The organism is Streptococcus sciuri (genome assembly GCF_024814375.1).
Classification (GTDB): domain Bacteria; phylum Bacillota; class Bacilli; order Lactobacillales; family Streptococcaceae; genus Streptococcus; species Streptococcus sciuri.
The window spans coordinates 309,241-332,068 of the sequence record NZ_JANUXX010000001.1 but is presented as its reverse complement, the minus strand read 5'-3'; the positions used below and the strand labels follow the sequence as shown (position 1 = coordinate 332,068).

Genomic DNA, 22,828 nt, shown 5'->3' with positions numbered 1-22,828 from the left:
ACCACACTGAGAAGTGCCCATGTGCTGAGAGTTTCTCTCAGCTTTTTTTGTTAGCATTTTTACTGTTTTCAGTCTTTTCAATTGTAGTCAAAAGTAGTATAATGGTGTTATTATAATTTTAGAAAATTTTGATGTCAAAGGGATTTCGGAGGTAGTTTTATGGCTTATACCGTTGCAATTGTAGGTGCTACAGGAGCTGTGGGGACACAAATGATTGAACAGTTGGAGAGATCAACACTCCCTATCGCTAAGCTGCGCTTACTCTCATCAAGTCGTTCCGCAGGAAAAACATTACAGTTTAAAGGAAAAGATATTGTAGTTGAAGAAACGACAGAAAGCTCTTTTGAAGGTGTGGATATTGCTCTCTTTTCTGCAGGTGGTTCAACATCTGCCAAATACGCTCCTTATGCTGTTAAAGCTGGTGCAGTCGTTGTAGACAATACATCTCATTTCCGTCAAAATCCGAATGTACCTCTTGTTGTTCCTGAGGTTAATGCGCATGCATTAGATGACCATAAAGGGATTATTGCCTGTCCTAATTGTTCAACGATTCAGATGATGGTTGCTCTTGAGCCTGTGCGTCAAAGGTGGGGACTTGAACGTATCATTGTGTCGACCTATCAGGCAGTCTCTGGTGCAGGAGCTCGTGCAATTGAAGAAACTAAACGTGAATTGAGAGAGGCAGTAGTTGATGGTGTTAACCCTAAAGATTTGAAAGCTGATATTTTGCCAGCAGGTGGGGATAAAAAGCATTACCCAATCGCTTTTAATGCTCTTGCTCAAATTGATGTTTTTACAGACAACGACTATACTTATGAAGAGATGAAAATGACCAACGAAACCAAGAAAATTATGGAGGATGATGCCATCAAGGTTTCAGCGACATGTGTTCGTATCCCAGTTCTATCAGCACATTCTGAGTCTGTTTATATTGAAACAAAAGTAATAGCTCCAATTGATCAAGTCAAAGAAGCGATTGCAAGCTTCCCAGGAGCAATAGTGGAGGATAATCCCTCACAACAAATTTATCCCCAAGCAGTTAATGCTGTCGGTAAACGTGAGACTTTTGTTGGACGTATCAGAAAAGATTTGGATGCCCCTAAAGGTATTCATATGTGGGTGGTTTCTGATAATTTATTAAAGGGTGCTGCTTGGAATTCTGTCCAAATTGCAGAGACATTGCACGAACGCAATCTTGTTCACCCAACAAAAGATCTTAAATTCCCATTGGAATGATGGGGATATTTGGAACAATAGAAAAGAGAAATCTATGTCAATTCAGAATTTAAAAAATATAAAGTTGATTACAGCTTTGGTGACACCATTCAATGAAGATGGTTCAATCAATTTTGACGCACTTCCAAAGTTAATTGAACATTTGTTAGCACACCACACAGAAGCTTTGTTACTAGCAGGAACAACAGCTGAAAGTCCAACATTAACGCATGATGAGGAGTTAGAGCTTTTTGCAGCAGTGCAAAAGATAGTAGCAGGGCGTGTTCCTTTGATTGCAGGTGTTGGTACTAATGATACGAGAGACTCAGTAGATTTTGCAAAGGAAGTAGCTGAATTTGGTGGCTTTGCAGCGGGTCTTGCTATCGTTCCTTACTACAACAAACCTACTCAAGAGGGGCTTTACCAACACTTCAAGGCAATTGCAGATGCAAGTCATCTACCTATCATCATCTATAATATCCCAGGGCGTGTGGTCGTTGAATTAGCACCTGATACTATTTTACGCCTAGCTGATCATCCTAATATCATAGGAGTTAAGGAATGTACCTCCTTAGATAATATGGCATATTTGATTGAAAACAAGCCTGATGATTTTCTTGTTTATACAGGTGAGGATGGCGAAGCTTTTCATGCTATGAATTTAGGAGCTGACGGTGTTATAAGTGTTGCCTCACATACCAATGGTGATGAGATGTATGAAATGTTAAACGCAATTGAAATTGGCGACATTAAAAAAGCAGCTAAGATTCAACGTCAGTTTCTACCAAAGGTCAATGCGCTCTTTTCTGTAGCTAGCCCTGCTCCAGTGAAAGCAGTTCTTAATTATTTGGGATTTGATGTCGGGCCTCTTCGCCTTCCTTTAGTGTCATGTACTGAAGAGGAAGCGGATAAGATTATTAGGGTTGTTTTAGGAAATACCAAAGGTCCTCATTATGTGACAGGTGTCCTTCGTCCAGATTATTAAGTGCTTATATTTAAGTTTTCAATCTTTTTCAATGTTGAAACTTGACAAATGATGGAAACATTTGAATAATAAATTTATAGACAGAAAAACTAGGATTGGGGGAGTGTTTATGCAAATAACAAAACGAAATGGTCAAGTTGTTGAATTTGATGCCGACAAGATTTATCAAGCTATTTTGAAAGCTGCACAAACAGTTTATGTGCTGGATGATTCCTTTCGTAAAGAGTTAGCGCAAGTAACTAAAAAAGTTGTTATTGATTTGCAAGAAGCACAAGTAGAGCGCCCAACGATTAGCATGGTACAGTCTTTGGTGGAGAATCGTTTGTTAGATGCAGGCTATATTACCATAGCGGAGCATTACATTGCCTATCGTTTACAGCGTGATTTAGAGCGCAATGGTTACTCAGATCGTTTAGCGGTTCATTTGCATTTTGAAAAATTAAAATAAAAGTATTTGCTTATTTAGAATGTGAAAAGAGATTTTCATTTTAACTAAGTACTATAGTTTTAAGTCAAATAAAATTCTAAGGAGACGCAATCAAGGATGAATAAAGAACGTCTTGTGGCTTTTACAGATGCTGTTTTAGCGATTATTATGACGATCTTGGTCTTAGAGCTTGAAAAGCCAGAGCATATATCTTGGCAAGGTTTTTGGAATTTGCGCATGAATTTTCTTGCCTATACGATTTCCTTTTTTTGGTTAGGAACTATGTGGGTCAACATGCACCGTTCTTGGGATGGGGTTAAACAGATCAACAATAAATTGGTTTGGATTTCCATACTGTTGTTGTTTTTTGCTTCTTTCTTTCCTTATGTCACTATCATCGTAGCTTCTGATTTTTATAACCCTGTTGGGCAGGCAGTTTATGGTATTATTGTTTTGCTTGTAACCCTCACGAATGTTTGGATGTACGATGAGTTATCAAAAGTTTCAATTCATCATGATAAGGATCGAGAGATTATCATAAATCATAATGATAAAGTCATGGCTTTAGATGTTGCAATTAAGGTGGTTGGTTTAATTTTGACATTGACATTTTTACCTTCTGCTATGATGTGGTCTGTTTTTATAACAGCATTATTTCTCATTGTACCAAGATCGATTAAAGACTAGAAGAATATCTAGTCTTTTTTGTTATACAAAGCTGATTAAAACTTAAAATAATGTTATAATACTAAGAGAATTATTTTTTGGGGGAATTGTTTAAATGTCCAAAGATTATTCTCTTTTGTCTGAAATTGCTGATGTTTTTAAAGGCAAGGCGGTGCCTGCTAAAGCAGAGACAGGAGATATTGCTGTTATTAATTTGATTGATATGACACCATTAGGTATTTCTTATGAGAGGTTACGGACTTTTTCAGCGAATCCAAAAACTATTTCACGCTACCTATTAGAAACAGGAGATGTTTTAGTGGCTTCTAAGGGAACACAGCACAAGGTTGCAGTCTTTGAAAAGCAGGATTTTCCAGTGGTAGCCAGCGCTAATATTACTGTTTTGCGTCCCAGAGAGCATTATAACGGCTATTATTTAAAGTTCTTTTTGGATTCTGAAGATGGGAGACGTCAGCTAAAAGAAGCAGATCACGGTAACGCTGTGATGAATATAAATACTAAAGTGTTAGCTGGTATTAAAATACCAAATATTCCACCAGTCAAACAGAGCTATATGGCGCAACGTTATCTACAAGGTTTGGCGGATTATAAGCGTAAATTAGTACGGGCTAATCAAGAGTGGAACAAAATCCAAGCTGATATTGAGCATCAACTCTTCTCCTGATTTTTCATATTTAGGGAGATAAATGAATTGTAAGAGACTCGTAGTAGAATAAAAGTATAGATATGATTTAGAAAGCAGGTTGTTATGGACTTAGAAAAGGCAGAGATGGCGGTTTATCAACTTCTTGAAGCCTTAGGAGAAAATCCAAATCGTGAGGGTCTAAGAGAGACACCATCTCGTGTAGTACGTATGTACCAAGAAATGTGGCAAGGACTTGGTAAAAATCCTAAGAGTGAATTTACAGCTGTCTTTAATGAAGGAAATGGCGAGGCGGTCATTGTGCGCAATATTCCTTTTTACTCTATGTGTGAACATCACCTAGTCCCTTTTTATGGGAAAGTGCACATCGCTTACTTACCAAATAGCGATGGGCAGGTGACAGGTTTAAGCAAGTTAGCGCGCTGTGTTGAAGTAGTGAGCAAACGACCTCAAGTACAGGAGCGCTTAACAACTGAGATTGCAGATGGTATTGAGCAGGCATTAAAACCACAAGGAGTTTATGTTTTTGTTGAGGCAGAGCATATGTGTATGACTATGCGAGGTATCAAAAAACCAGGTAGTAAGACAATAACAACGACAAGTCGTGGGTGTTATCGAAAAGATGCTCAATTACGCCAAGAATTATTGTCACTGTTGAAATTAGAGTGAAGTAATAAACGAGTCTATCTCGTTTCTTTTTTATAGTATAGATAAAAGGAGATAATATGAACACTATTAGTTGCCCACATTGTGGTACGGTTTTCACCATTAATGAATCTGAATATAGTCAGTTACTAGCACAGGTGCGCAGTGAGTCTTTTGAAAAGGAATTGCACGAACGCTTAGAGCGTGAGTCAGCTCTTTTAGAAGAAAAGGCTAAAAATCAGTTACAAGAAAGTCTTTATCAAAAGGATAAAGTTATTGAACATCTCGAACACAAACTCACCACTTTAGAAAATCAACAAGAAATTAAATTGGAGCAGATTTTATCTGGCAAAAATCAAGAGATTATGAACTTGAATTTCAAAATTCAGCAGTTTGATGCTGAAAAAAAGCTGATTGTCAAAGATAATGAGCAACACTTATCAGAACAACTTGCTAAAAAGGATGCCGAGATAAAAGAGATGGAAGCAAGACTTACAACGTGGCGCTTAGAGCAAGAAAATAAATTGCAGGTCTCTGTTAGTTCTATTGAAAAAGAAAGAGATGTTCTTAAAAATCAACTTCAGTTACAAGAAAAAGAGCAAGCCTTATCATTGTCAGAAATTAAAATGGAGTATGAAGCTCAACTAAAAGCAGCCAATGAACAAGTGGCATTTTATAAAAATTTCAAAGCACAACAGTCAACTAAAGCGATTGGTGAGAGCTTAGAAATTTATGCAGAAACAGAATTTAACAAGGTTCGTCAGATTGCTTTTCCCAATGCTTATTTTGAAAAAGATAATCAAATATCTAGTCGAGGTTCAAAAGGGGATTTTATCTATCGTGAAAAAGATGAGAATGATGTTGAGATACTATCTATTATGTTTGAGATGAAAAACGAAGCAGACAATACACAAAAAAAGCATAAAAATGAAGATTTTTTCAAGGAACTTGACAAAGATCGTCTAGAAAAAAACTGTGAATATGCTGTTCTTGTAACTATGCTTGAGCCAGATAATGACTACTACAATATCGGCATTGTTGATGTCAGTCACAAGTATGATAAGATGTATGTCGTCCGTCCGCAATTTTTTATTCAACTCATTGGAATTTTGCGTAATGCTGCTTTGAATGCTTTGAAGTACAAACAAGAATTAGAGTTGGTGCGTGAACAAAATATTGATATTACACACTTTGAAGAAAATTTAGATATTTTCAAGACAGCTTTTGCCAAAAATTACAATTCGGCCAGCAAAAATTTCCAAAAAGCTATTGATGAAATTGACAAAGCAATCAAACGAATGGAAGCAGTTAAAGCTGCTCTGACAACTTCTGAGAATCAGTTACGTCTAGCTAATAATAAATTAGAAGATGTTTCTGTGAAAAAGCTGACTCGTAAAAATCCAACGATGCGAGCAAAATTTGAAGAGCTGAAAGGAAAGTAGAAAAAGTGAGATTTGTGGAATGCAAAAAACCTTAGTTTAACTAAGGTTTTTTGATTATTGGATATTTAGTTTTGTTTGAATAATATAATGGGTTAAGAGATAAGCGATGATAGCTCCGATGATATTATAACCCATAGCAAAGAGGAGATAATGGCTGTTGATAGTTCCGCTATGACCATTATTGATAAATAAATTTGTAGAATCTAAATGTACCCATGCTCCTACTATATTATTGAGGAAAGCGATAAGTGCATAGGTGATGATTGCTATGACAATACGATGATTTCGAAAGAGCTGACCAATGGCTATAGCTAGGTAATAGAAGATAATAGAAGAAATAAAGGCAACAAAGAAATAACAAATGGTAAGGATACCTGTTGAGGATGCTACTAACTTTCCAATGGTTGGTAAAATGGTTAAAAGCTGCCCTATCCCAGTGATAGGTGTAAGAATACATAAAAGTGCAATGATAATCACAGTAAAGCTGATAAATTCAAGAATCATAGCTGAAAGCCATTTACTAAAGATTATTTGATGGACAGACACAGGCAAGGTTAATGTGAGATAACCTTCACGTCCAAAGATGTTTGTATAAAAGCGTTTGATGATAATGACAAGTGTTCCGATAACAGATACTGCAATTAGAAATCCAAAGCCAAGCATCGACATGCCTGTGATAATATTTGTGATAGTAGAAGTGCCACTAGAAAACGCTAAACTTCCATTATCTGAGAGTTTGCTCGCTGATTGTCTTAGAAAAATCCCAATGATAAGTGCAACAGCAATAAGTGCTAGGTTAACGGTCAGATACCACTTTCTGATAGATTTCAATTCATATTTAATTAGTTTTCCAAACATAATAACCTCCTAAGCCTTAAAGGTATCGCGAAAGATGCGATCAATGGATTTGCCATATTCTTCACGCAAGTCATCTGCATTACCATTTAAGACGATATGACCATTTTTTAAAAAGATGACTTCGTCTAGAATTGACTCAATATCTGCGATAAGGTGCGTTGATATGATGACGGATGCATCCTCGGAGTAGTTATTAATGATGGTCTTTAGGATATAATCGCGTGCTGCAGGATCGACTCCACCGATTGGTTCGTCCAAGACATAAAGTTTAGCATTGCGACTCATCACGACAATGAGTTGTACTTTTTCTTTATTGCCCTTGGAGAGATTTCTTAAGCGCTCGTTCAAATCCAAGCCAAGATCCTTACAGAGACGTTCTGCACGTTCCAAATCAAAGTCCTCATAGAAATCTTCAAAGTAAGCGAAGATATTTTTAATTTTCATATTATCATTCAGATAGGTCGTATCAGGCAGATAAGAAACGATCTTTTTTGTTGCAACAGATGGTTTATATCCGTCAATAACCAACTCACCTCTCGTCGGCTTTAAAAGCCCATTGATGAGCTTAATAAGTGTTGTTTTACCACTACCGTTTGGACCTAATAATCCGATGATTTTTCCACTTGGTAAGTTTAGCGTAACATCCTCTAAAGCAGTTTGTTTTCCATAGTTTTTAGTGATGCGATGCACTTGTAAAATATCTGTCATCTCATTTTTCTCCCTTGATGTAATCCTCTAGAATGGGAACAATATCGCTTTGTTCAAAACCAATATTGATCATTTTTTTGACAAACTGTTCTAGTTCCGTTGTTGCAACTTCTTTACGGATGTTTGCAATCAATGCTTCATCATCTGTTACAAAACGCCCTGATGTGCGTTTTGAGTAGACCAACCCCTCGCGCTCTAATTCTGTAAAAGCTCGTTGCATGGTATTAGGATTGACACCAGCTTCTTGAGCATAATCACGAACAGTTGGTAATTTTTCACCAATCTGGATATCTTGACTAATAATTTTAAGCTTGATATGTTGAGCAATCTGTGCATAGATTGGTAACTTTTCATCAAAAGTCCAAGCCATAAAAGGACACTCCTTTTTTAATAATTGAATAAGATAGCGAAAAAGCTTTGTAATTTATGTTATATTTTTATAATACAATAGTCTAACTAAAAAGTCAAGACTTTACACATGATTAAAGTTTTAAGTGAGTACAAAATTTAGTATAATAGTAAAAGAAAAAGCATTATGTTTTGGAGGTCGTCATGTTTGCGCAGCTAAATACAAAAACTGTTTACTCCTTTATGGATAGTTTGATAGATCTTGACCATTATATTTCAAGAGCAAAAGAGCTTGGTTATCAAATGATTGGTATCATGGATGACAATATGTATGCTGCCTATCATTTTGCCAAAAAGGTACAAAAAGCGGGGTTAAAACCGGTAATTGGTGCTGAATTAAAGTTAAAACTGGATAAAATAGAGATTAGAGTTCAGTTGATAGCGCTTGATAGTGTGGGTTATCGTCATTTGATGAAGTTAGCTACAAAAGCAATGACTACTGGTGTGAAAAGTCAGGATATTATAGAGTATCAAGTGGGATTGGCGGTGGTTGTACCTTATCAAGAGGATTTGGAAGGATTAGAATTAGGGGTTGACTTTTTTTGGGGAGTGTCGCCTAAGTCGCCCCAAAAAGTTTATGATAGACCCACCATTGCTGTGATGACTGTTCGTTATTTTGCTAGCAGTGACCGTGAAAGTTTGCAAGTACTTCGTGCAATAAAGGCTAATGTTTCGCTTCGAGAAATACCCACTATTACTCAAGAAGAATTGTTTTTACCTATTCATGTGGTCGAAGAGATGTTTCTAAGTTCACATCCGCAAGCACTCACGAACTTAGAGAGTCTTGTGAAAAACATCAACTATACTTTTGATAATCAATTGAAACTGCCTATATTTAATCCGCAAGTGCCTGCGAGCAGAGAGTTGCGCCAGAGGACAGAGGAAGGACTCAAAAAGAAAAACCTTTGGACAAAATCATATCAAGACCGCCTTTACAACGAGTTAGCTATTATCCACCGCATGGGATTTGATGATTATTTTTTGATTGTCTGGGATTTATTGCGCTTTGGTCGTAGTCGTGGTTATTATATGGGAATGGGGCGTGGATCTGCAGCTGGCAGTTTGGTCGCCTATGCTCTAGATATTACAGGCGTTGATCCTATTAGAAATAAGTTGCTTTTTGAACGTTTCTTAAATGAAGAACGTTTCAGTATGCCTGATATTGATATTGATTTACCAGATATTTACCGTGGTCAATTTCTTCACTATGTTCGTGAACGCTATGGGAGCAATCATACAGCACAAATTGTCACTTTTTCAACATTTGGTGCAAAGCAAGCTATTCGTGATGTGTTTAAACGTTTTGGGATGCCTGAGTATGATTTGACCAACCTCACTCGAAAAATAGGTTTTCGAGATACTCTGAGTACCGTTTACGGAAGAAATCTTTCCTTTCGCCAACTAATCACTAAGCGTCCAGAATATAAAAAAGCTTTTGAGATTGCAAAGCGCATCGAAGGTAATCCTCGTCAGACTTCCATTCACGCCGCTGGTGTGGTGATGATCGATGACGACCTGACCGATCATATTCCGCTCAAGAGTGGTGATGATATGATGATTACGCAGTACGATGCTGGTGCCGTTGAGGCAAATGGTCTACTCAAGATGGACTTTTTGGGATTACGTAATTTGACCTTTGTCCAAAAAATGAAGGAAAAGGTTCTAGCTGATTACGGTGTGACTATTGATATTGCCAGCATTGACCTAGAAGACAAAGAGACATTAACGTTATTTGCCAGCGGTCGAACGAAAGGTATTTTTCAATTTGAACAGGCGGGTGCTATCAGTCTTTTAAAGCGTGTAAAACCAAATTGTTTTGAGGATATTGTCGCAACGACAAGTCTAAATCGCCCTGGCGCTAGTGATTATATTGATAATTTTATCAATAGACGCTTCAAACGGGAAAAAGTAGACCTTCTTGATCCTGCTATTGCTTCTATCTTAGAGCCAACGTATGGTATTATGCTTTATCAAGAACAGGTTATGCAAATTGCTCAAGTCTATGCAGGTTTTACATTAGGTAAAGCTGATTTGTTGCGTAGGGCTATGTCCAAGAAAAAAGCAGATGAGATGCAGAAAATGAGTGACGATTTCATCAAAGGAGCTGTAGCTTTTGGACATCGACGTGAAGCGGCAGAGCAGATTTTTGAACGTATGGCTAAATTTGCAGGTTATGGTTTTAATCGTAGTCATGCTTATGCGTACTGTGCTCTTGCTTTTCAGATTGCTTATTTCAAAGTTCATTATCCAGATGCTTTTTATAGTGTCATGTTGAATGATTCAAATACAGATTACATCACAGATGCTCTAGAAGCAGGCTATCAATTGGTTACGTTATCTATTAATACTATCCCTTACAGAGACGAAGTTAAGGATAAGAAAATTTCCTTAGGCTTAGTTAATATTAAAGGTTTTCCAAGAGAATTAGCTGATTGGATTCATGACAATCGCTCTTTTAAGAGTATTGAAGATTTTCTTATTCGTTTACCTGAGCGTTTCCGCAAAAAAGAGTTGATTGAGCCTCTTGTGGCCATTGGTTTGTTTGATAGTTTTGAATCAAATCGCAAAAAAGTTTGGAATAACCTAGACAGTCTACTTGTTTTTGTCAATCAACTAGGAAGTCTTTTTGCAGAATCTTCCTATAATTGGCAAGACAGTGAAGACTATACTGTTGCTGAGAAATATCAGCTGGAGCAAAAGATTTTAGGAGTGGGTATCAGCCCACATCCACTAAAAGTTTTAGCCAAACAAGCTATACATTCCTATACGGATTTATCGTATTTAGAGATAACCGCTCGAGCAACTATTCTTGTTCAAATTGAGCGCATTAAGATTATTCGTACCAAGTCAACTGGGAAACAAATGGCATTTTTAAGCGTGACAGATACAAATAAAAAGTTAGATGTCACTGTTTTTCCAGAAGTCTATACCAAATATAAAGAACATTTACATGAAGGAGGTTACTACTATCTCACAGGTAAAATCAACGAACGCAATAATCGTTTGCAAATGCTATTAGAAATAGCAGAAGAAGTGATAAATGAGCATCTGTGGATTTTACTTGAAAATCATGATTATGATCAGACGATTGCAGATATTTTAAAAAAATATCCTGGTAATATTCCTGTAATCATTCATTACCAAGAGAGTAAAGAGACATTGAGGAGTCAACATCACATGGTTGAAAAAACGTTTTCTTTGGAAGAAGAGTTGCATGAATTTGTCTTGAAAACGGTTTTTCGATAAAAAAATGATATAAACTTCTCCATTTTTTGTCGCATGTGCTATAATAAGAATGTTAAAACATTTAAAGGAGTATCAAGCAAAATGAAACGTATTGCTGTATTGACCAGTGGCGGTGACGCTCCTGGGATGAACGCTGCTATTCGAGCAGTTGTTCGTAAAGCAATTTCTGAGGGAATGGAAGTTTATGGCATCAACCGAGGGTACGCCGGTATGGTTGACGGAGACATCTTTCCCTTAGATGCACGCAGTGTATCCAACACGCTTTCACATGGTGGGACTTTTTTGCGCTCAGCACGTTATCCAGAGTTTGCTCAACTAGAAGGGCAACTAGCTGGTATCGAGCAATTGAAAAAGCACGGTATTGAAGGTGTCGTTGTTATTGGTGGAGATGGCTCTTACCATGGTGCGATGCGCTTGACAGAGCATGGTTTTCCTGCGGTAGGACTTCCAGGAACTATTGACAACGATATTGTCGGAACAGATTATACAATTGGTTTTGATACCGCTGTTCAGACAGCTACAGAAGCCTTGGATAAAATCCGTGATACATCTGCAAGTCACCATCGTACTTTTGTTGTCGAAGTGATGGGACGTAATGCTGGTGATATTGCGTTATGGTCTGGTATCGCTGCTGGTGCAGATCAAATTATTATCCCAGAAGAAGATTTTGACATGAATGCTGTCGTTGCTAATGTGCGTGACGGTTATGAAAATAAAGGAAAATCACATCATCTTATCGTGCTTGCTGAAGGTGTCATGAGCGGTGAAGAATTCGCAGCAAAAATGAAAGAAGCAGGCGATACAAGCGATCTTCGTGTGACAAACCTTGGTCATATTCTTCGTGGTGGAACGCCTACAGCTCGCGATCGTGTGTTAGCATCTTGGATGGGAGCACACGCAGTAGAATTGCTCAAAGAAGGGCGTGGTGGTTTAGCTGTCGGTATTCATAACGAGGAGCTTGTTGAAAGTCCTATTTTAGGAACAAAAGAAGAAGGGGCTTTGTTTAGTATTACAGATGATGGTAAAATCAAAGTTAATACGCCACACAAAGCACGCCTTGACTATGCGACTCTTAATCGCGATTTAGCACACTAAAACATTACTATCTTACATACGTTATTAAATAACACATAATAGAGGGAGTTCATATTTATCATGAATAAACGTGTAAAAATTGTTGCAACACTTGGTCCTGCGGTAGAATTTCGCGGTGGGAAAAAATTCGGCGAAGATGGTTACTGGGGTGAAAAATTGGATGTTGAAGCTTCAGCACAAAATATCGCTAAGTTGATTGAAGCAGGGGCTAACGCTTTCCGTTTTAATTTCTCACATGGTGATCACGCTGAGCAGGGCGAACGTATGGCAACTGTACGACGTGCTGAAGAAATCGCTGGAAAACGTGTTGGTTATTTGCTAGACACCAAGGGACCTGAAATGCGTACAGAGTTGTTTGAGGGTGATGCCAAAGAATACTCTTACAAGACAGGTGATAAACTTCGTGTTGCAACAAAACAAGGTATCAAATCAACTAGAGATGTTATTGCTTTGAATGTTGCTGGTGGTCTTGATATTTTTGACGATGTGGCAGAAGGACAAACTATCCTTGTTGACGATGGAAAGCTTGGTCTTACAGTTCTTTCAAAAGATACTGCTACTCGTGAATTTGTAGTTGAGGTGCAAAACGACGGTATTATCGCTAAACAAAAGGGTGTTAATATTCCTAATACTAAAATTCCATTCCCTGCACTTGCTGATCGTGATAATGCGGACATTCGTTTTGGTCTTGAAAAAGGTTTGAACTTTATCGCTATTTCATTTGTTCGTACAGCTAAAGATGTCAATGAGGTTCGTGCTATCTGTGAAGAAACCGGTAACGGACACGTAAAATTATTTGCTAAAATCGAAAACCAACAAGGTATTGATAACCTTGATGAAATCATCGAAGCAGCTGATGGTATCATGATTGCTCGTGGTGATATGGGTATTGAAGTACCGTTTGAAATGGTTCCAGTTTATCAAAAAATTATTATTGATAAAGTCAATGCTGCAGGTAAGGTTGTTATCACAGCAACAAATATGCTTGAAACAATGACCGATAAACCACGTGCAACTCGTTCAGAAGTCTCTGATGTCTTTAACGCTGTTATCGATGGTACTGACGCAACGATGCTATCAGGTGAATCTGCAAACGGTAAATACCCACTTGAGTCAGTAACAACAATGGCAACTATTGATAAAAATGCTCAAACACTTCTTAATGAATATGGTCGTCTTGATTCAACTAAATTCAGTCGTACAACTAAGACTGAGGTAGTTGCTTCAGCTGTCAAAGATGCAACGAATTCAATGGATATCAAATTGGTTGTTGCCTTGACAGAATCAGGAAATACCGCTCGCTTGATTTCAAAATATCGTCCTGATACAGACATCCTAGCTGTTACGTTTGATGAATTGACACAACGTTCATTGATGCTTAACTGGGGGGTTATCCCAGTGGTGACTGAAAAGCCTTCTTCAACTGATGATATGTTTGAAGTAGCTGAACGTGTAGCTCTTCAGACAGGTTTGGTGCAATCTGGAGATAATATTGTTATCGTAGCTGGTGTTCCAGTTGGTTCAGGCGGTACTAACACAATGCGTATTCGCACAGTTAAATAAAACAATGAAACAAAAAAAACGTTGATTTTACAACGTTTTTTTTGTTTTTAAGTAACCTTTATTATTTAGAATTTTAGCTACTTGATTAGTTGAAAAAGGTTATTTCATTAGTCTACGCTGATTATAATATAAAGACAAGTAACAAAGCCCAGATAAAGTATCTGAGCTTTGTTATCTATTTTTGAGCGAATCGCCGTTTGTAGAGTCTGTGGCTTTTGATGTTTTGTGAAGCCTCCTTTTCGTTCCCTATTTGCAACTCCCATGGATAGTAGAAGTTGCTTTGAAAATAAACGTGGACACCAATATATCCTTTGACATCTCGTAAGTACCAATTTTAAGTTTATAGTTATCTTTCCGCTTGCCTAGGCGTTTTAGTATAGCAATGATGTCATCGGATCTAGTATCACTCTAGCACCAAAAATATCGTTAAGAATATAATATTATTGAAAGGATATCTTGTCTCCTTTTTTTTATAGCAATCTATTTTGTCTAAGATACTTTCTGAGATCTTGACTCGATAGTAAAAGGGAATATCTTTGACATCTGCTTGATAAAGATATTCGTTGACAGATTCGTGTAGGTTCAGACGGTAATGTAGAATGTATTCTGTTAGGACTTTGTTAAAGGTTTTTGAAAGATTAACTTTTGTGACTTTGTCTGTTTCAAAATAATCTTTTGAATATTGCTTATGCATCTTGTTGATTCCACTACTAAGCGTTCTACTTTCTCAATCATATCTTTATCACCAAGGCAACCCATCTTTTTTGGCTTTTCTATCTTCCTTTTCTAATCTATAGTCTTCTATAATGGTATAAATAGCCTTGGTGATTTTGACTACTATCCAAAAGATGGTAAAAAAGCCTAAAAGGACAAGGAAGAGAATAATTTCGCCTGAACCTAGAAAAAAGAGAATAAGACTTCCCATATCATACCTCCTAAGAATTAAGAATGTCTCTGATAATATCCCATAACAGGAGTACAGTTTGGATAAAGGTCAAGAGAAAAAAGGCAAATAAACCTACACAAAAGCAGATAACGACAAAAGCGGCTAATGTTCCCATGGTGTTACTCCTTATCTATAGTCTTACGTTTTCTTTTTTTTGCTGATATAGCTGGGCGCTCTGCTCCTAGCTTCATGCGTACTTGGGCGGTAAATAGCCCTTTATTTCGGCAATATTTAGCAAAATTGTACAAGCGCATAGCGTTTTTAAAAGTCATGTTTTCAATTTTGGCTCTACCTACTCTAAGGCTATGGATGGTAAAAGAGCCGATGCCTGTTCTTTTGGTAATGAAAAACGTATCTACTTCATAGCGGTTGTATGTTGTATCCCAGCTTTCTAACATGGCTATAATTTCGGCTTTCATATGATAATAGGAACGCGGTAAGTCATCTAATTTCTGTTGTTTTTTAGGCATCGTCTTACTCCCCCTCTAATGCTTTAAGAGTATATAAAGTAACAGTTCAAACAAACTAATCCGACTCTTTTTAGAATGTTTACCTATTAAATCACGTTTTCTAAAAAATGATAAGCCTTTTATAATATTACAATCTTATTATACAATCATCTAGTCTATAAAACAAGTTTTTCAATAAAGAATAAGGGTATTTTTAAGTTCTTTCTAGCATTTTATTTCAGGTTCTTTTTTGTTGCTTTGATTAGCTGGACTATACCGCTAAGGGCTGAACCTAGTCCTATTTCTAATGCGCTAATCAAGTCGGATAAATTTGAATTTTTCACTGTTTTTTTGTTGTGATTTTTATGTTACTTTTTACCGTCTTTATTATCAAACAATAGTAGCACAATAATAGTCAGAAACAAATTATAAAATATTGTCCTCATTGCCTTAACACCCCTTTTTACGTTCATATTTGCTAAACTTGCTTTTTTGCTTTATGCCTGCCTTTACTGTGTAAAGACTTGCAAGCGCTGAAATGTACTTTTTTCATCACATCTTACAACTTTTCTATAGCCAAGTGTAGAGGGTATGAATTACTGAGGGATATATGTTATAATAGTACTATGATTACAGGTATTATCAATTTAAAAAAAGAAGCGGGAATGACATCACACGATGCGGTATCTCATCTGCGCCGCTTGTTGAAAGAAAAAAAGATTGGTCATGGTGGAACGCTTGATCCTGATGTAGTAGGGGTCTTACCAATTGCTGTCGGCAAGGCAACACGTGTTTTAGAATATATGACAGACAGTGGAAAAGTTTATGAAGGACAAGTGACGCTTGGATTTTCAACCACCACAGAAGACAGCAGTGGCGAACTTGTTAAGAAAACTCCTGTTTCGCTGGAACTCTCAGAGGCAGAAGTAGATGAAGCAATGGCGTCTTTTATCGGAAGTATCACGCAGATTCCTCCTATGTATTCAGCTGTTAAGGTCAATGGAAAAAAATTGTATGAGTATGCACGCACTGGTCAAGTTGTTGAACGCCCAGAGCGTCAAGTGACTATTTATGACTTTATCCGCACAAGTTCCTTAGTATTTGATGAGGAATGTTGTCGATTTAATTTCCGAGTAGCTTGTGGCAAAGGGACTTATGTTAGAACTTTGGCAGTAGATTTAGGAGTAAAGCTAGGGTATAGTAGTCACATGTCTCAACTTATACGAACTGCTTCAGCCGGTTTACAACTAAAGGATGCTCTAACACTTGATCAAATAGCGGATAAAATTGAGCAAAACGATAATAGCTTTTTATTACCTATAGAGTATGGTGTCTGTGACCTTCCGCAATGTGAGCTGAATCAAGCGCAAAAAGAAGATGTATCGTTTGGTCGGACTCTTTTTCTTTCTGAAAAAGAAGACTTGTTAGCTGGTTTTTATGAAGGAAAGGTCATTGCTATTTTAGAGCGACGAGGAGCGCAGTATAAACCTAGAAAAGTATTGATGTAGAAATGAGCAACGATGGAAATTTATAACATTACGCACTATAGTCAGTTGGATGATAAAAATGAGTCTGTTCTTGTGCTTGGTTATTTTGATGGTCTTCATAGAGGGCATAAGGCTTTATTTGATAAAGCAAGGGAAATTGCACAAAAAGAACAACTTCGGATTGTTGTATTGACATTTAAGGAAAACCCGCAGCTAACTTTTGATAAGTATCACCCTGATTTACTAAAGCATTTAACATATCCCCAAAGACGCTATGATAAGTTTGCGGAATATGGTGTGGATACACTGTATCTGACAGATTTCACCACTGCTTTTTCCCATATCTCATCTGATGATTTTATTAAGCATTTTATAAAAGGAGTGAATGCTAAGGCTGTTGTTGTCGGATTTGATTATAAATTTGGCTATGATCGTACCGATAGCGCTTATCTTGCTAGACACTTTGAAGGTGAGGTGTATACCCTTTCTCAAGTATCAGAAGACGGAGAAAAAATTAGTTCGAGTCGCATTAGGAAACTCATTTTAAAGGGTCAAATTGCACAAGCAAATGCACTTTTAGGTTACCCTTTTTCGACACGTGGTATTGTTGTGCATGGCGATGCTAGAGGGCGTACGATTGGTTTTCCAACAGCCAATCTAGCTCCTATTGATAGGACTTTTTTACCAGCTGATGGTGTTTATGTGACTAAAGTTCACTTTGCAGGAAAAGACTATGACGCTATGACTAGTATCGGAAAAAATATTACTTTTGGAGGAACAGAATTAAGATTAGAAGCTCATCTTTTTGATTTTTCAGAAGAGATTTACGGAGAGACGATAGAGATTATCTGGATGGATAAAATTAGGGATATGATTCAATTTTCAGGTATTGATGAATTAGTTTTTCAGCTCGAAAAAGATAGAGAATTTGTGTTAAATTGGAAAAAGAATAGTCAAAAAATGTAAAATTGTGTATAATCTTATTAGAGTAAAATTAAGAGGAGCTTTCATGATTACCTTATTTCTATCTCCTAGTTGTACGAGTTGCCGCAAAGCGCGTGCTTGGCTTAATAAACATCATCTTGAGTTCAAGGAACATAATATTGTGACAAGCCCTCTATCTAAAGAAGAGTTGCTGTCCATTTTGTCACTCACAGAAAATGGTACAGAAGATATTATTTCAACGCGTTCAAAAGTTTTTCAAAGACTAGATATTGATGTAGATAATTTATCAGTTTCTGATTTGATTGACCTTGTGTCTACCACTCCGAGTCTTTTGCGTCGTCCCATTATTTTAGATAACAAAAGGATGCAGATTGGCTTTAATGAAGATGAAATTAGAGCCTTTTTGCCTAGGGATTATCGTATACAGGAGTTGCAAGAGGCGACTTTAAGGGCAGAAATCGAGGGAACAAATGAATAATAATTATGCGTATCCTATTGATTTGTCGTGGAGCACTTCTGAGGTTGCAACAGTACTTACTTTTTTAAATCAAGTGGAAAAAGCTTATGAAAGTAAAGTACAAGCGCAAGAAGTGTTGAAAAGTTATATAAACTTTAAACAAATTGTTAAAAGTAAAGCTCAAGAAAAGCAAATCGATCGTAACTTTAAAAAAAGTAGTGGTTATTCTACCTATCGGGTAGTCCAAGCAGCTAAAGAAAAAGAAGAAGGAATGATTTCTCTTGAAAAGTAAATTTGAGTTTGCAAAACGATTGATCAAGAAAGCAGGGCAGATGATTTTACAACGTTTGTCTGATGAGTTTGTCATTGAGGAAAAAGATCGATTCGATGACTTAGTGACATCACTAGATAAAGAGGTTCAAGATTTTATCGTTGCCGAAATTCGCAAAAATTACCCCAAAGATGCTATCCTAGCAGAGGAAAATAATCTTCGCCACTCGGTGAAAGAGGGGAATGTTTGGGTGCTAGATCCGATTGATGGAACAATCAATTTTATCGTGCAGAGAGATTATTTTGCTATTTTGCTGGCTTATTATGAGGGAGGTCAGGGACAGTTTGGTTTTATCTATGATATCATCAATGATAGACTTTTTCATGGTGGAGGATTATTTGATGTGTATATGAACGACGAACGGCTTTGTGCTTATCAAGATAGACCACTTTCTAGAAGTTTGATTGGTGCAAATAGTGGCATGTATGCTCAGAATGATCATGGTATTCGTGATTTTATCCAGCAGAGTTTAGGGTTGCGTATTTATGGTGGAGCTGGTATTAGTATGGGGCATGTTCTTACTGGAAAGTTGTTAGCTTACTTTTCGTATTTGCAACCATGGGATTACGCTGCCGCTAAAATATTGGGTGATAAACTGGGCTATGTTCTTTTGACATTGGATGGTAACGAACCTGATTTTACCCATCGTCAAAAGGTCATGTTTGTTCCAAAAATAAAACTTCCCCTCATCACCAAAGCGATGAGGGATCATGAAAGTCAATGAAAATTTTGAAATTCTCTTGAAAAAATGAAAATAAGTAGTAAACTGGAGGTATCAAATGTAAGGAGCATTCTTGTGAGGCTATATGTTCAGTTGATGTATATTTTAATTTTTTCAATGTTGGGAGAGTGTCTATCGGTTGCTTTTTCATTGCCTGTGCCAGGAAGTATCATTGGTCTCGTTTTACTTTTTCTGGCTTTGCAGTTTAAAATCATTAGATTGCGCCATATCTATGATGTTGGACAGTTTTTACTGAGTAATATGACGATTTTATTTTTGCCAGCAGCTGTTGGAGTTATGGATAAGTTTGATGTGATTGCCCCTAATCTTCTTGGTATTGTTGTGATTACTTTGGGTGCTATTGTGATAAATATTGTAACGATAGGTTTTGTTGTGCAAGTTATTAAGAGACGCTACGAAGGCGATTATACAGATAGAGAGGGCTAGTCGTGAGCAGTCTTACAGTCAATCCTATGTTTGGGATTATGTTATCTATTATGAGTTATTTATTGGGGCTTTTAGTATTTAGACGATTTCCCCATCCTCTGACTACGCCATTATTGGTAGCGACGATTGTACTTATTACCTTTTTGAAAGCAACGCATATCTCATATCATGATTATTATATTGGTGGAGCTTATCTAAACATGTTGATTGTTCCATCGACAGTAGCACTGGGAATTCCTTTATATCGTTCGTTTCATTTGATGCGACATCATTTTAAAAGTATTTTGATAAGTATTACAATAGCAACGCTTATCAATACCGTATACACTGCCTTGGTAGCAAAATTTTTTGGAATGAAGTATTTTCTTGCTATTTCTTTATTTCCTAAATCAGTCACAACAGCGATGGCTATTGGTATTACGGATAAGATGAGTGGAATTATGACAGTGACCTTAGTTGTGGTTGTAATCACTGGGATTTTAACGAGTGTTTTTGGTCCAACGTTACTCAAGTTATTTAGAATTGATGATCCTGTTGCCATCGGTTTAGCTTTAGGTGGTACAGGTCATGCTATTGGAACGGGTACGGCTTTTAAATACGGTTATATCGAAGGTGCGATGGCAGGACTGGCTATCGGTATCACCGGTATTATGTACGTGATTATTAGTCCGATTATTGCACAATTAGTTTTGACTTAAAACGTCTGTTAGGTTTTTAACAGACGTTTTAGATAATATTAGGATAGAGAAAATAACGTCCACAAAAAGGAATTTTTGTAGTATAATGGAGCTATGCATTTACCAGTAGATTTTATCAAAAAATATAAAAAATTGCTTGGTGATGAAGCATCGGCTTTTTTTGCGAGTTTTGACGATGAAGCGGTAGCTGCTTTTCGAACAAATCCTTTAAAAAAAGCACAGGTCACCTTTGAGCACCCTATTCCCCAGACTCCGTGGGGCTATTATGGCAAAATTTCTGGGAAATCGGTGGCTCACACAACGGGTCTTATCTATTCTCAGGAACCCGCTGCGCAAATGGTGGCACAGGTCGCTAGTCCACAAAAGGGCATGCGGATACTAGACTTGTCAGCAGCGCCTGGGGGAAAGTCTACACATTTGCTTTCTTATCTGGACAATACAGGTATCCTGGTGAGTAACGATATCTCAACCAAGCGTAGCAAGATATTAGCGGAGAACATTGAGCGCTTTGGTGCTCGAAATACTATTGTGACCAATGAATCTTCTCATCGTTTAGCAAAAGTATTTTCAGGTTATTTTGATATGATTGTTTTTGATGGTCCTTGCTCGGGTGAGGGAATGTTTCGAAAAGATCCGGCAGCTATACAGTATTGGCATCGTGGTTATCCTAGCGAATGCGCTGCTCTCCAAAAAGAAATCTTGCAAGAAGCGCTAAAAATGCTAGCTATCGGGGGTAAGCTCATTTACTCAACTTGTACTTGGTCACCAGAAGAGAATGAAGATGTTGTTAAGTGGTTATTAGAAACTTACCCTTATTTAGAGTTAGTTGATATACCTAAGATAAATGGCATGGTTGCAGGGATTGATATATCAGAAGTGGCACGGATGTATCCTCACCATTTTAGAGGCGAAGGACAGTTTGTAGCAAGCTTACGAGATACACGCTCAAAAAAGGTTGTATCTTTTAAGACTGCTAAAAGTAACCTCACAAGACAACAACAAATATACTGGCAAGACTTTACGAAAAAGTATCTCAATCAGTCTTTGAAAGGTATACTACAGGTATTTGGCAATCAGTTGTATTTATTACCAGAGGAGTTACCTGATTTAAAAAACGTTAAGATTATCCGCAATGGTCTTCATTTGGGAGTGTTTAAGAAAGGACGCTTTGAACCTTCTTTTGCTCTTGGAGTTGCCTTATCATCAGATGAAGTTCGTCATACAATTGAAATTGATATAGAACAGTTTGTTACCTATGTATCAGGGAACGTGGTCAAACTGAATAAGTCTGTTCCAAATGGCTGGTATCAAGTCTTGTGTCAAGGAAACGGCTTGGGTTTTGCTAAAGTAACGGCTGACACACTCAAAAATTTTTATCCAAAAGGGTTACGGTTTTAAATTTAACTGTTATTGAATACAATCTTTCAAAAGATGGCTAGGCAAGTTAGTTTTCTTATGATATATTGAATGAGAAGATACTGGAAGGAGTATATCTTCGCTTATCTCTTCGGAGATAGTATATGTGATTTTAACTTAGAACAGGATTGGTGTTTATGAAAAAAAGACACAGGATTTTGACACTAACTTTAGTGGTTTTATCCGTTTTATCACTTAGTGCTTGTGCAAAGTGGATTGAGAAAGGACAATCCATAAATAGTGTTGGTTCAACTGCTTTGCAACCGCTAGTTGAAGCAGCTGCGGAAGAATTTGCTGTGCAGCATGTCGGTAAAACTATTAATGTCCAAGGTGGTGGTTCAGGAACGGGTCTTTCTCAAGTTCAGTCGGGAGCTGTTCAAATCGGAAACAGTGATGTTTTTGCCCAAGAAAAAGAGGGAATTGATGCAAAGATTCTCAAAGATTATCAAGTGGCAGTAGCAGGTCTTGCTGTTATCGTTAATAGTCAGGTGAAAGTTGATAATTTAACAACTAAGCAATTGCGTGATATTTTCACAGGAAAGGTGACCAATTGGAAAGAGTTAGGTGGACAGGATTTAGAGATTTCTATTATCAATCGTGCTACAAGTTCTGGTTCACGTGCAACGTTTGATCTGACGATTATGGATGGTCATAGTGCTATTCGTAGTCAAGAGCAAGATTCAAATGGAATGGTCAAGTCAATTGTCTCACAAACACCTGGAGCAATTTCTTATCTCGCCTTTGCCTATGTTGATGACTCTGTAAAGACGCTCAAGTTAAATGGTTATGGGCCAACCTCTTCCAATGTTGCAACCAATAAATGGATTTTATGGTCTTATGAGCACATGTATACCAAAGGTGTAGCAAAAGGAATAACTAAAGAGTTCATCGATTTTATGCTAAGTGATGAAGTTCAAAATCATATCGTTAAAAGTATGGGATATATTTCTATCAACGATATGAAAGTTACGAAGGATGCTGATGGGAATGTTACAGCTAAATGATTTTC

The 22,828-nt window shown here is 37.2% G+C and carries 24 protein-coding genes and 1 pseudogene; 19 read left to right on the top strand and 6 right to left on the bottom strand.

Features of this window, described 5'->3' with window-relative positions:
* Positions 1 to 159 precede the first annotated feature (159 nt).
* The 7 genes from NXS10_RS01630 (at position 160) to NXS10_RS01600 (ending at position 6,044) form a co-directional block, all read left to right on the top strand.
* Entirely contained in the window at positions 160 to 1,236 is a 1,077-nt protein-coding gene (locus NXS10_RS01630) for an aspartate-semialdehyde dehydrogenase (RefSeq protein WP_259136929.1), read from the top strand.
* 34 nt (positions 1,237 to 1,270) lie between these two features.
* Positions 1,271 to 2,200, top strand: coding sequence for a 4-hydroxy-tetrahydrodipicolinate synthase (dapA, locus tag NXS10_RS01625; RefSeq protein WP_259136927.1), 930 nt, complete (start codon positions 1,271 to 1,273; stop codon positions 2,198 to 2,200).
* A 109-nt stretch (positions 2,201 to 2,309) separates the two neighbouring features.
* A complete protein-coding gene (locus tag NXS10_RS01620; RefSeq protein ID WP_259136924.1) occupies positions 2,310 to 2,648 on the top strand; it encodes an ATP cone domain-containing protein in 339 nt (112 codons plus the stop codon).
* Between the two features lie 96 nt (positions 2,649 to 2,744).
* Entirely contained in the window at positions 2,745 to 3,314 is a 570-nt protein-coding gene (locus NXS10_RS01615; protein WP_259136920.1) for a TMEM175 family protein, read from the top strand.
* Between the two features lie 94 nt (positions 3,315 to 3,408).
* Complete coding sequence (locus NXS10_RS01610) at positions 3,409 to 3,978, top strand: restriction endonuclease subunit S (RefSeq protein WP_259136918.1); 570 nt, start codon at positions 3,409 to 3,411, stop codon at positions 3,976 to 3,978.
* 84 nt (positions 3,979 to 4,062) lie between these two features.
* Positions 4,063 to 4,626, top strand: coding sequence for a GTP cyclohydrolase I FolE (folE, locus tag NXS10_RS01605; protein ID WP_259136917.1), 564 nt, complete (start codon positions 4,063 to 4,065; stop codon positions 4,624 to 4,626).
* Positions 4,627 to 4,682: 56 nt separating this feature from the next.
* Entirely contained in the window at positions 4,683 to 6,044 is a 1,362-nt protein-coding gene (locus NXS10_RS01600) for a DUF2130 domain-containing protein (RefSeq protein WP_259136915.1), read from the top strand.
* A 54-nt stretch (positions 6,045 to 6,098) separates the two neighbouring features.
* On the opposite strand, the gene NXS10_RS01595 is transcribed toward NXS10_RS01600, so the two are convergent.
* From NXS10_RS01595 to NXS10_RS01585, 3 genes are read right to left on the bottom strand one after another with little or no spacing between them, the layout of a single operon-like run.
* Positions 6,099 to 6,902 (bottom strand): ABC transporter (permease), encoded by an 804-nt coding sequence (locus NXS10_RS01595; protein WP_259136913.1) that lies wholly within the window; start codon positions 6,900 to 6,902, stop codon positions 6,099 to 6,101.
* Between the two features lie 9 nt (positions 6,903 to 6,911).
* Positions 6,912 to 7,610 (bottom strand): ABC transporter ATP-binding protein, encoded by a 699-nt coding sequence (locus NXS10_RS01590; RefSeq protein WP_259136910.1) that lies wholly within the window; start codon positions 7,608 to 7,610, stop codon positions 6,912 to 6,914.
* 1 nt (position 7,611) lies between these two features.
* Positions 7,612 to 7,980, bottom strand: a complete 369-nt coding sequence (locus tag NXS10_RS01585) for a GntR family transcriptional regulator (RefSeq protein ID WP_259136909.1) — start codon at positions 7,978 to 7,980, stop codon at positions 7,612 to 7,614.
* 182 nt (positions 7,981 to 8,162) lie between these two features.
* Here NXS10_RS01585 and NXS10_RS01580 point away from each other — a divergent pair, with 182 nt between their 5' ends.
* The 3 genes from NXS10_RS01580 to pyk all read left to right on the top strand — a co-directional run bounded on the left by NXS10_RS01580 (position 8,163) and on the right by pyk (position 13,922).
* The gene (locus tag NXS10_RS01580; protein WP_259136907.1) at positions 8,163 to 11,264 is read left to right on the top strand and encodes a DNA polymerase III subunit alpha; all 3,102 of its coding nucleotides are present in this window, start codon (positions 8,163 to 8,165) and stop codon (positions 11,262 to 11,264) included.
* 81 nt (positions 11,265 to 11,345) lie between these two features.
* Positions 11,346 to 12,359, top strand: a complete 1,014-nt coding sequence (gene pfkA, locus NXS10_RS01575; protein WP_259136905.1) for a 6-phosphofructokinase — start codon at positions 11,346 to 11,348, stop codon at positions 12,357 to 12,359.
* A gap of 60 nt (positions 12,360 to 12,419) precedes the next feature.
* Positions 12,420 to 13,922: a pyruvate kinase gene (pyk, locus tag NXS10_RS01570; RefSeq protein WP_259136903.1), complete on the top strand. Its 1,503-nt coding sequence runs from the start codon at positions 12,420 to 12,422 to the stop codon at positions 13,920 to 13,922.
* A gap of 175 nt (positions 13,923 to 14,097) precedes the next feature.
* On the opposite strand, the pseudogene NXS10_RS01565 reads toward pyk, so the two are convergent.
* The 3 genes and pseudogenes from NXS10_RS01565 to NXS10_RS01555 all read right to left on the bottom strand — a co-directional run bounded on the left by NXS10_RS01565 (position 14,098) and on the right by NXS10_RS01555 (position 15,338).
* Positions 14,098 to 14,657 (bottom strand): annotated as a pseudogene (locus NXS10_RS01565) (nucleotidyltransferase family protein).
* A 7-nt stretch (positions 14,658 to 14,664) separates the two neighbouring features.
* Entirely contained in the window at positions 14,665 to 14,847 is a 183-nt protein-coding gene (locus NXS10_RS01560) for a hypothetical protein (protein ID WP_259136901.1), read from the bottom strand.
* 140 nt (positions 14,848 to 14,987) lie between these two features.
* Positions 14,988 to 15,338, bottom strand: a complete 351-nt coding sequence (locus tag NXS10_RS01555; RefSeq protein ID WP_259136899.1) for a hypothetical protein — start codon at positions 15,336 to 15,338, stop codon at positions 14,988 to 14,990.
* Positions 15,339 to 15,943: 605 nt separating this feature from the next.
* Between NXS10_RS01555 and truB the strand changes: the two genes are divergently transcribed.
* The 9 genes from truB (at position 15,944) to NXS10_RS01510 (ending at position 22,823) form a co-directional block, all read left to right on the top strand.
* Entirely contained in the window at positions 15,944 to 16,825 is an 882-nt protein-coding gene (gene truB, locus NXS10_RS01550; RefSeq protein ID WP_259136897.1) for a tRNA pseudouridine(55) synthase TruB, read from the top strand.
* A 12-nt stretch (positions 16,826 to 16,837) separates the two neighbouring features.
* Positions 16,838 to 17,770, top strand: a complete 933-nt coding sequence (locus NXS10_RS01545; protein WP_259136896.1) for a bifunctional riboflavin kinase/FAD synthetase — start codon at positions 16,838 to 16,840, stop codon at positions 17,768 to 17,770.
* 43 nt (positions 17,771 to 17,813) lie between these two features.
* Complete coding sequence (gene spx, locus NXS10_RS01540) at positions 17,814 to 18,227, top strand: transcriptional regulator Spx (RefSeq protein WP_259136894.1); 414 nt, start codon at positions 17,814 to 17,816, stop codon at positions 18,225 to 18,227.
* Positions 18,220 to 18,498: a UPF0223 family protein gene (locus NXS10_RS01535; RefSeq protein WP_259136892.1), complete on the top strand. Its 279-nt coding sequence runs from the start codon at positions 18,220 to 18,222 to the stop codon at positions 18,496 to 18,498. The genes spx and NXS10_RS01535 overlap by 8 nt, the downstream gene beginning before the upstream one ends.
* Complete coding sequence (locus tag NXS10_RS01530) at positions 18,488 to 19,261, top strand: inositol monophosphatase family protein (protein ID WP_259136890.1); 774 nt, start codon at positions 18,488 to 18,490, stop codon at positions 19,259 to 19,261. The genes NXS10_RS01535 and NXS10_RS01530 overlap by 11 nt, the downstream gene beginning before the upstream one ends.
* 72 nt (positions 19,262 to 19,333) lie before the next feature.
* Positions 19,334 to 19,705, top strand: coding sequence for a CidA/LrgA family protein (locus NXS10_RS01525; protein ID WP_259136888.1), 372 nt, complete (start codon positions 19,334 to 19,336; stop codon positions 19,703 to 19,705).
* A gap of 26 nt (positions 19,706 to 19,731) precedes the next feature.
* On the top strand, positions 19,732 to 20,403 hold the full coding sequence (locus NXS10_RS01520) for an LrgB family protein (RefSeq protein WP_263008814.1): 672 nt from the start codon (positions 19,732 to 19,734) through the stop codon (positions 20,401 to 20,403).
* Positions 20,404 to 20,496: 93 nt separating this feature from the next.
* Complete coding sequence (locus NXS10_RS01515; protein ID WP_259136885.1) at positions 20,497 to 21,801, top strand: RsmF rRNA methyltransferase first C-terminal domain-containing protein; 1,305 nt, start codon at positions 20,497 to 20,499, stop codon at positions 21,799 to 21,801.
* Between the two features lie 155 nt (positions 21,802 to 21,956).
* Complete coding sequence (locus NXS10_RS01510; protein WP_259136883.1) at positions 21,957 to 22,823, top strand: phosphate ABC transporter substrate-binding protein PstS family protein; 867 nt, start codon at positions 21,957 to 21,959, stop codon at positions 22,821 to 22,823.
* Positions 22,824 to 22,828 lie beyond the last annotated feature (5 nt).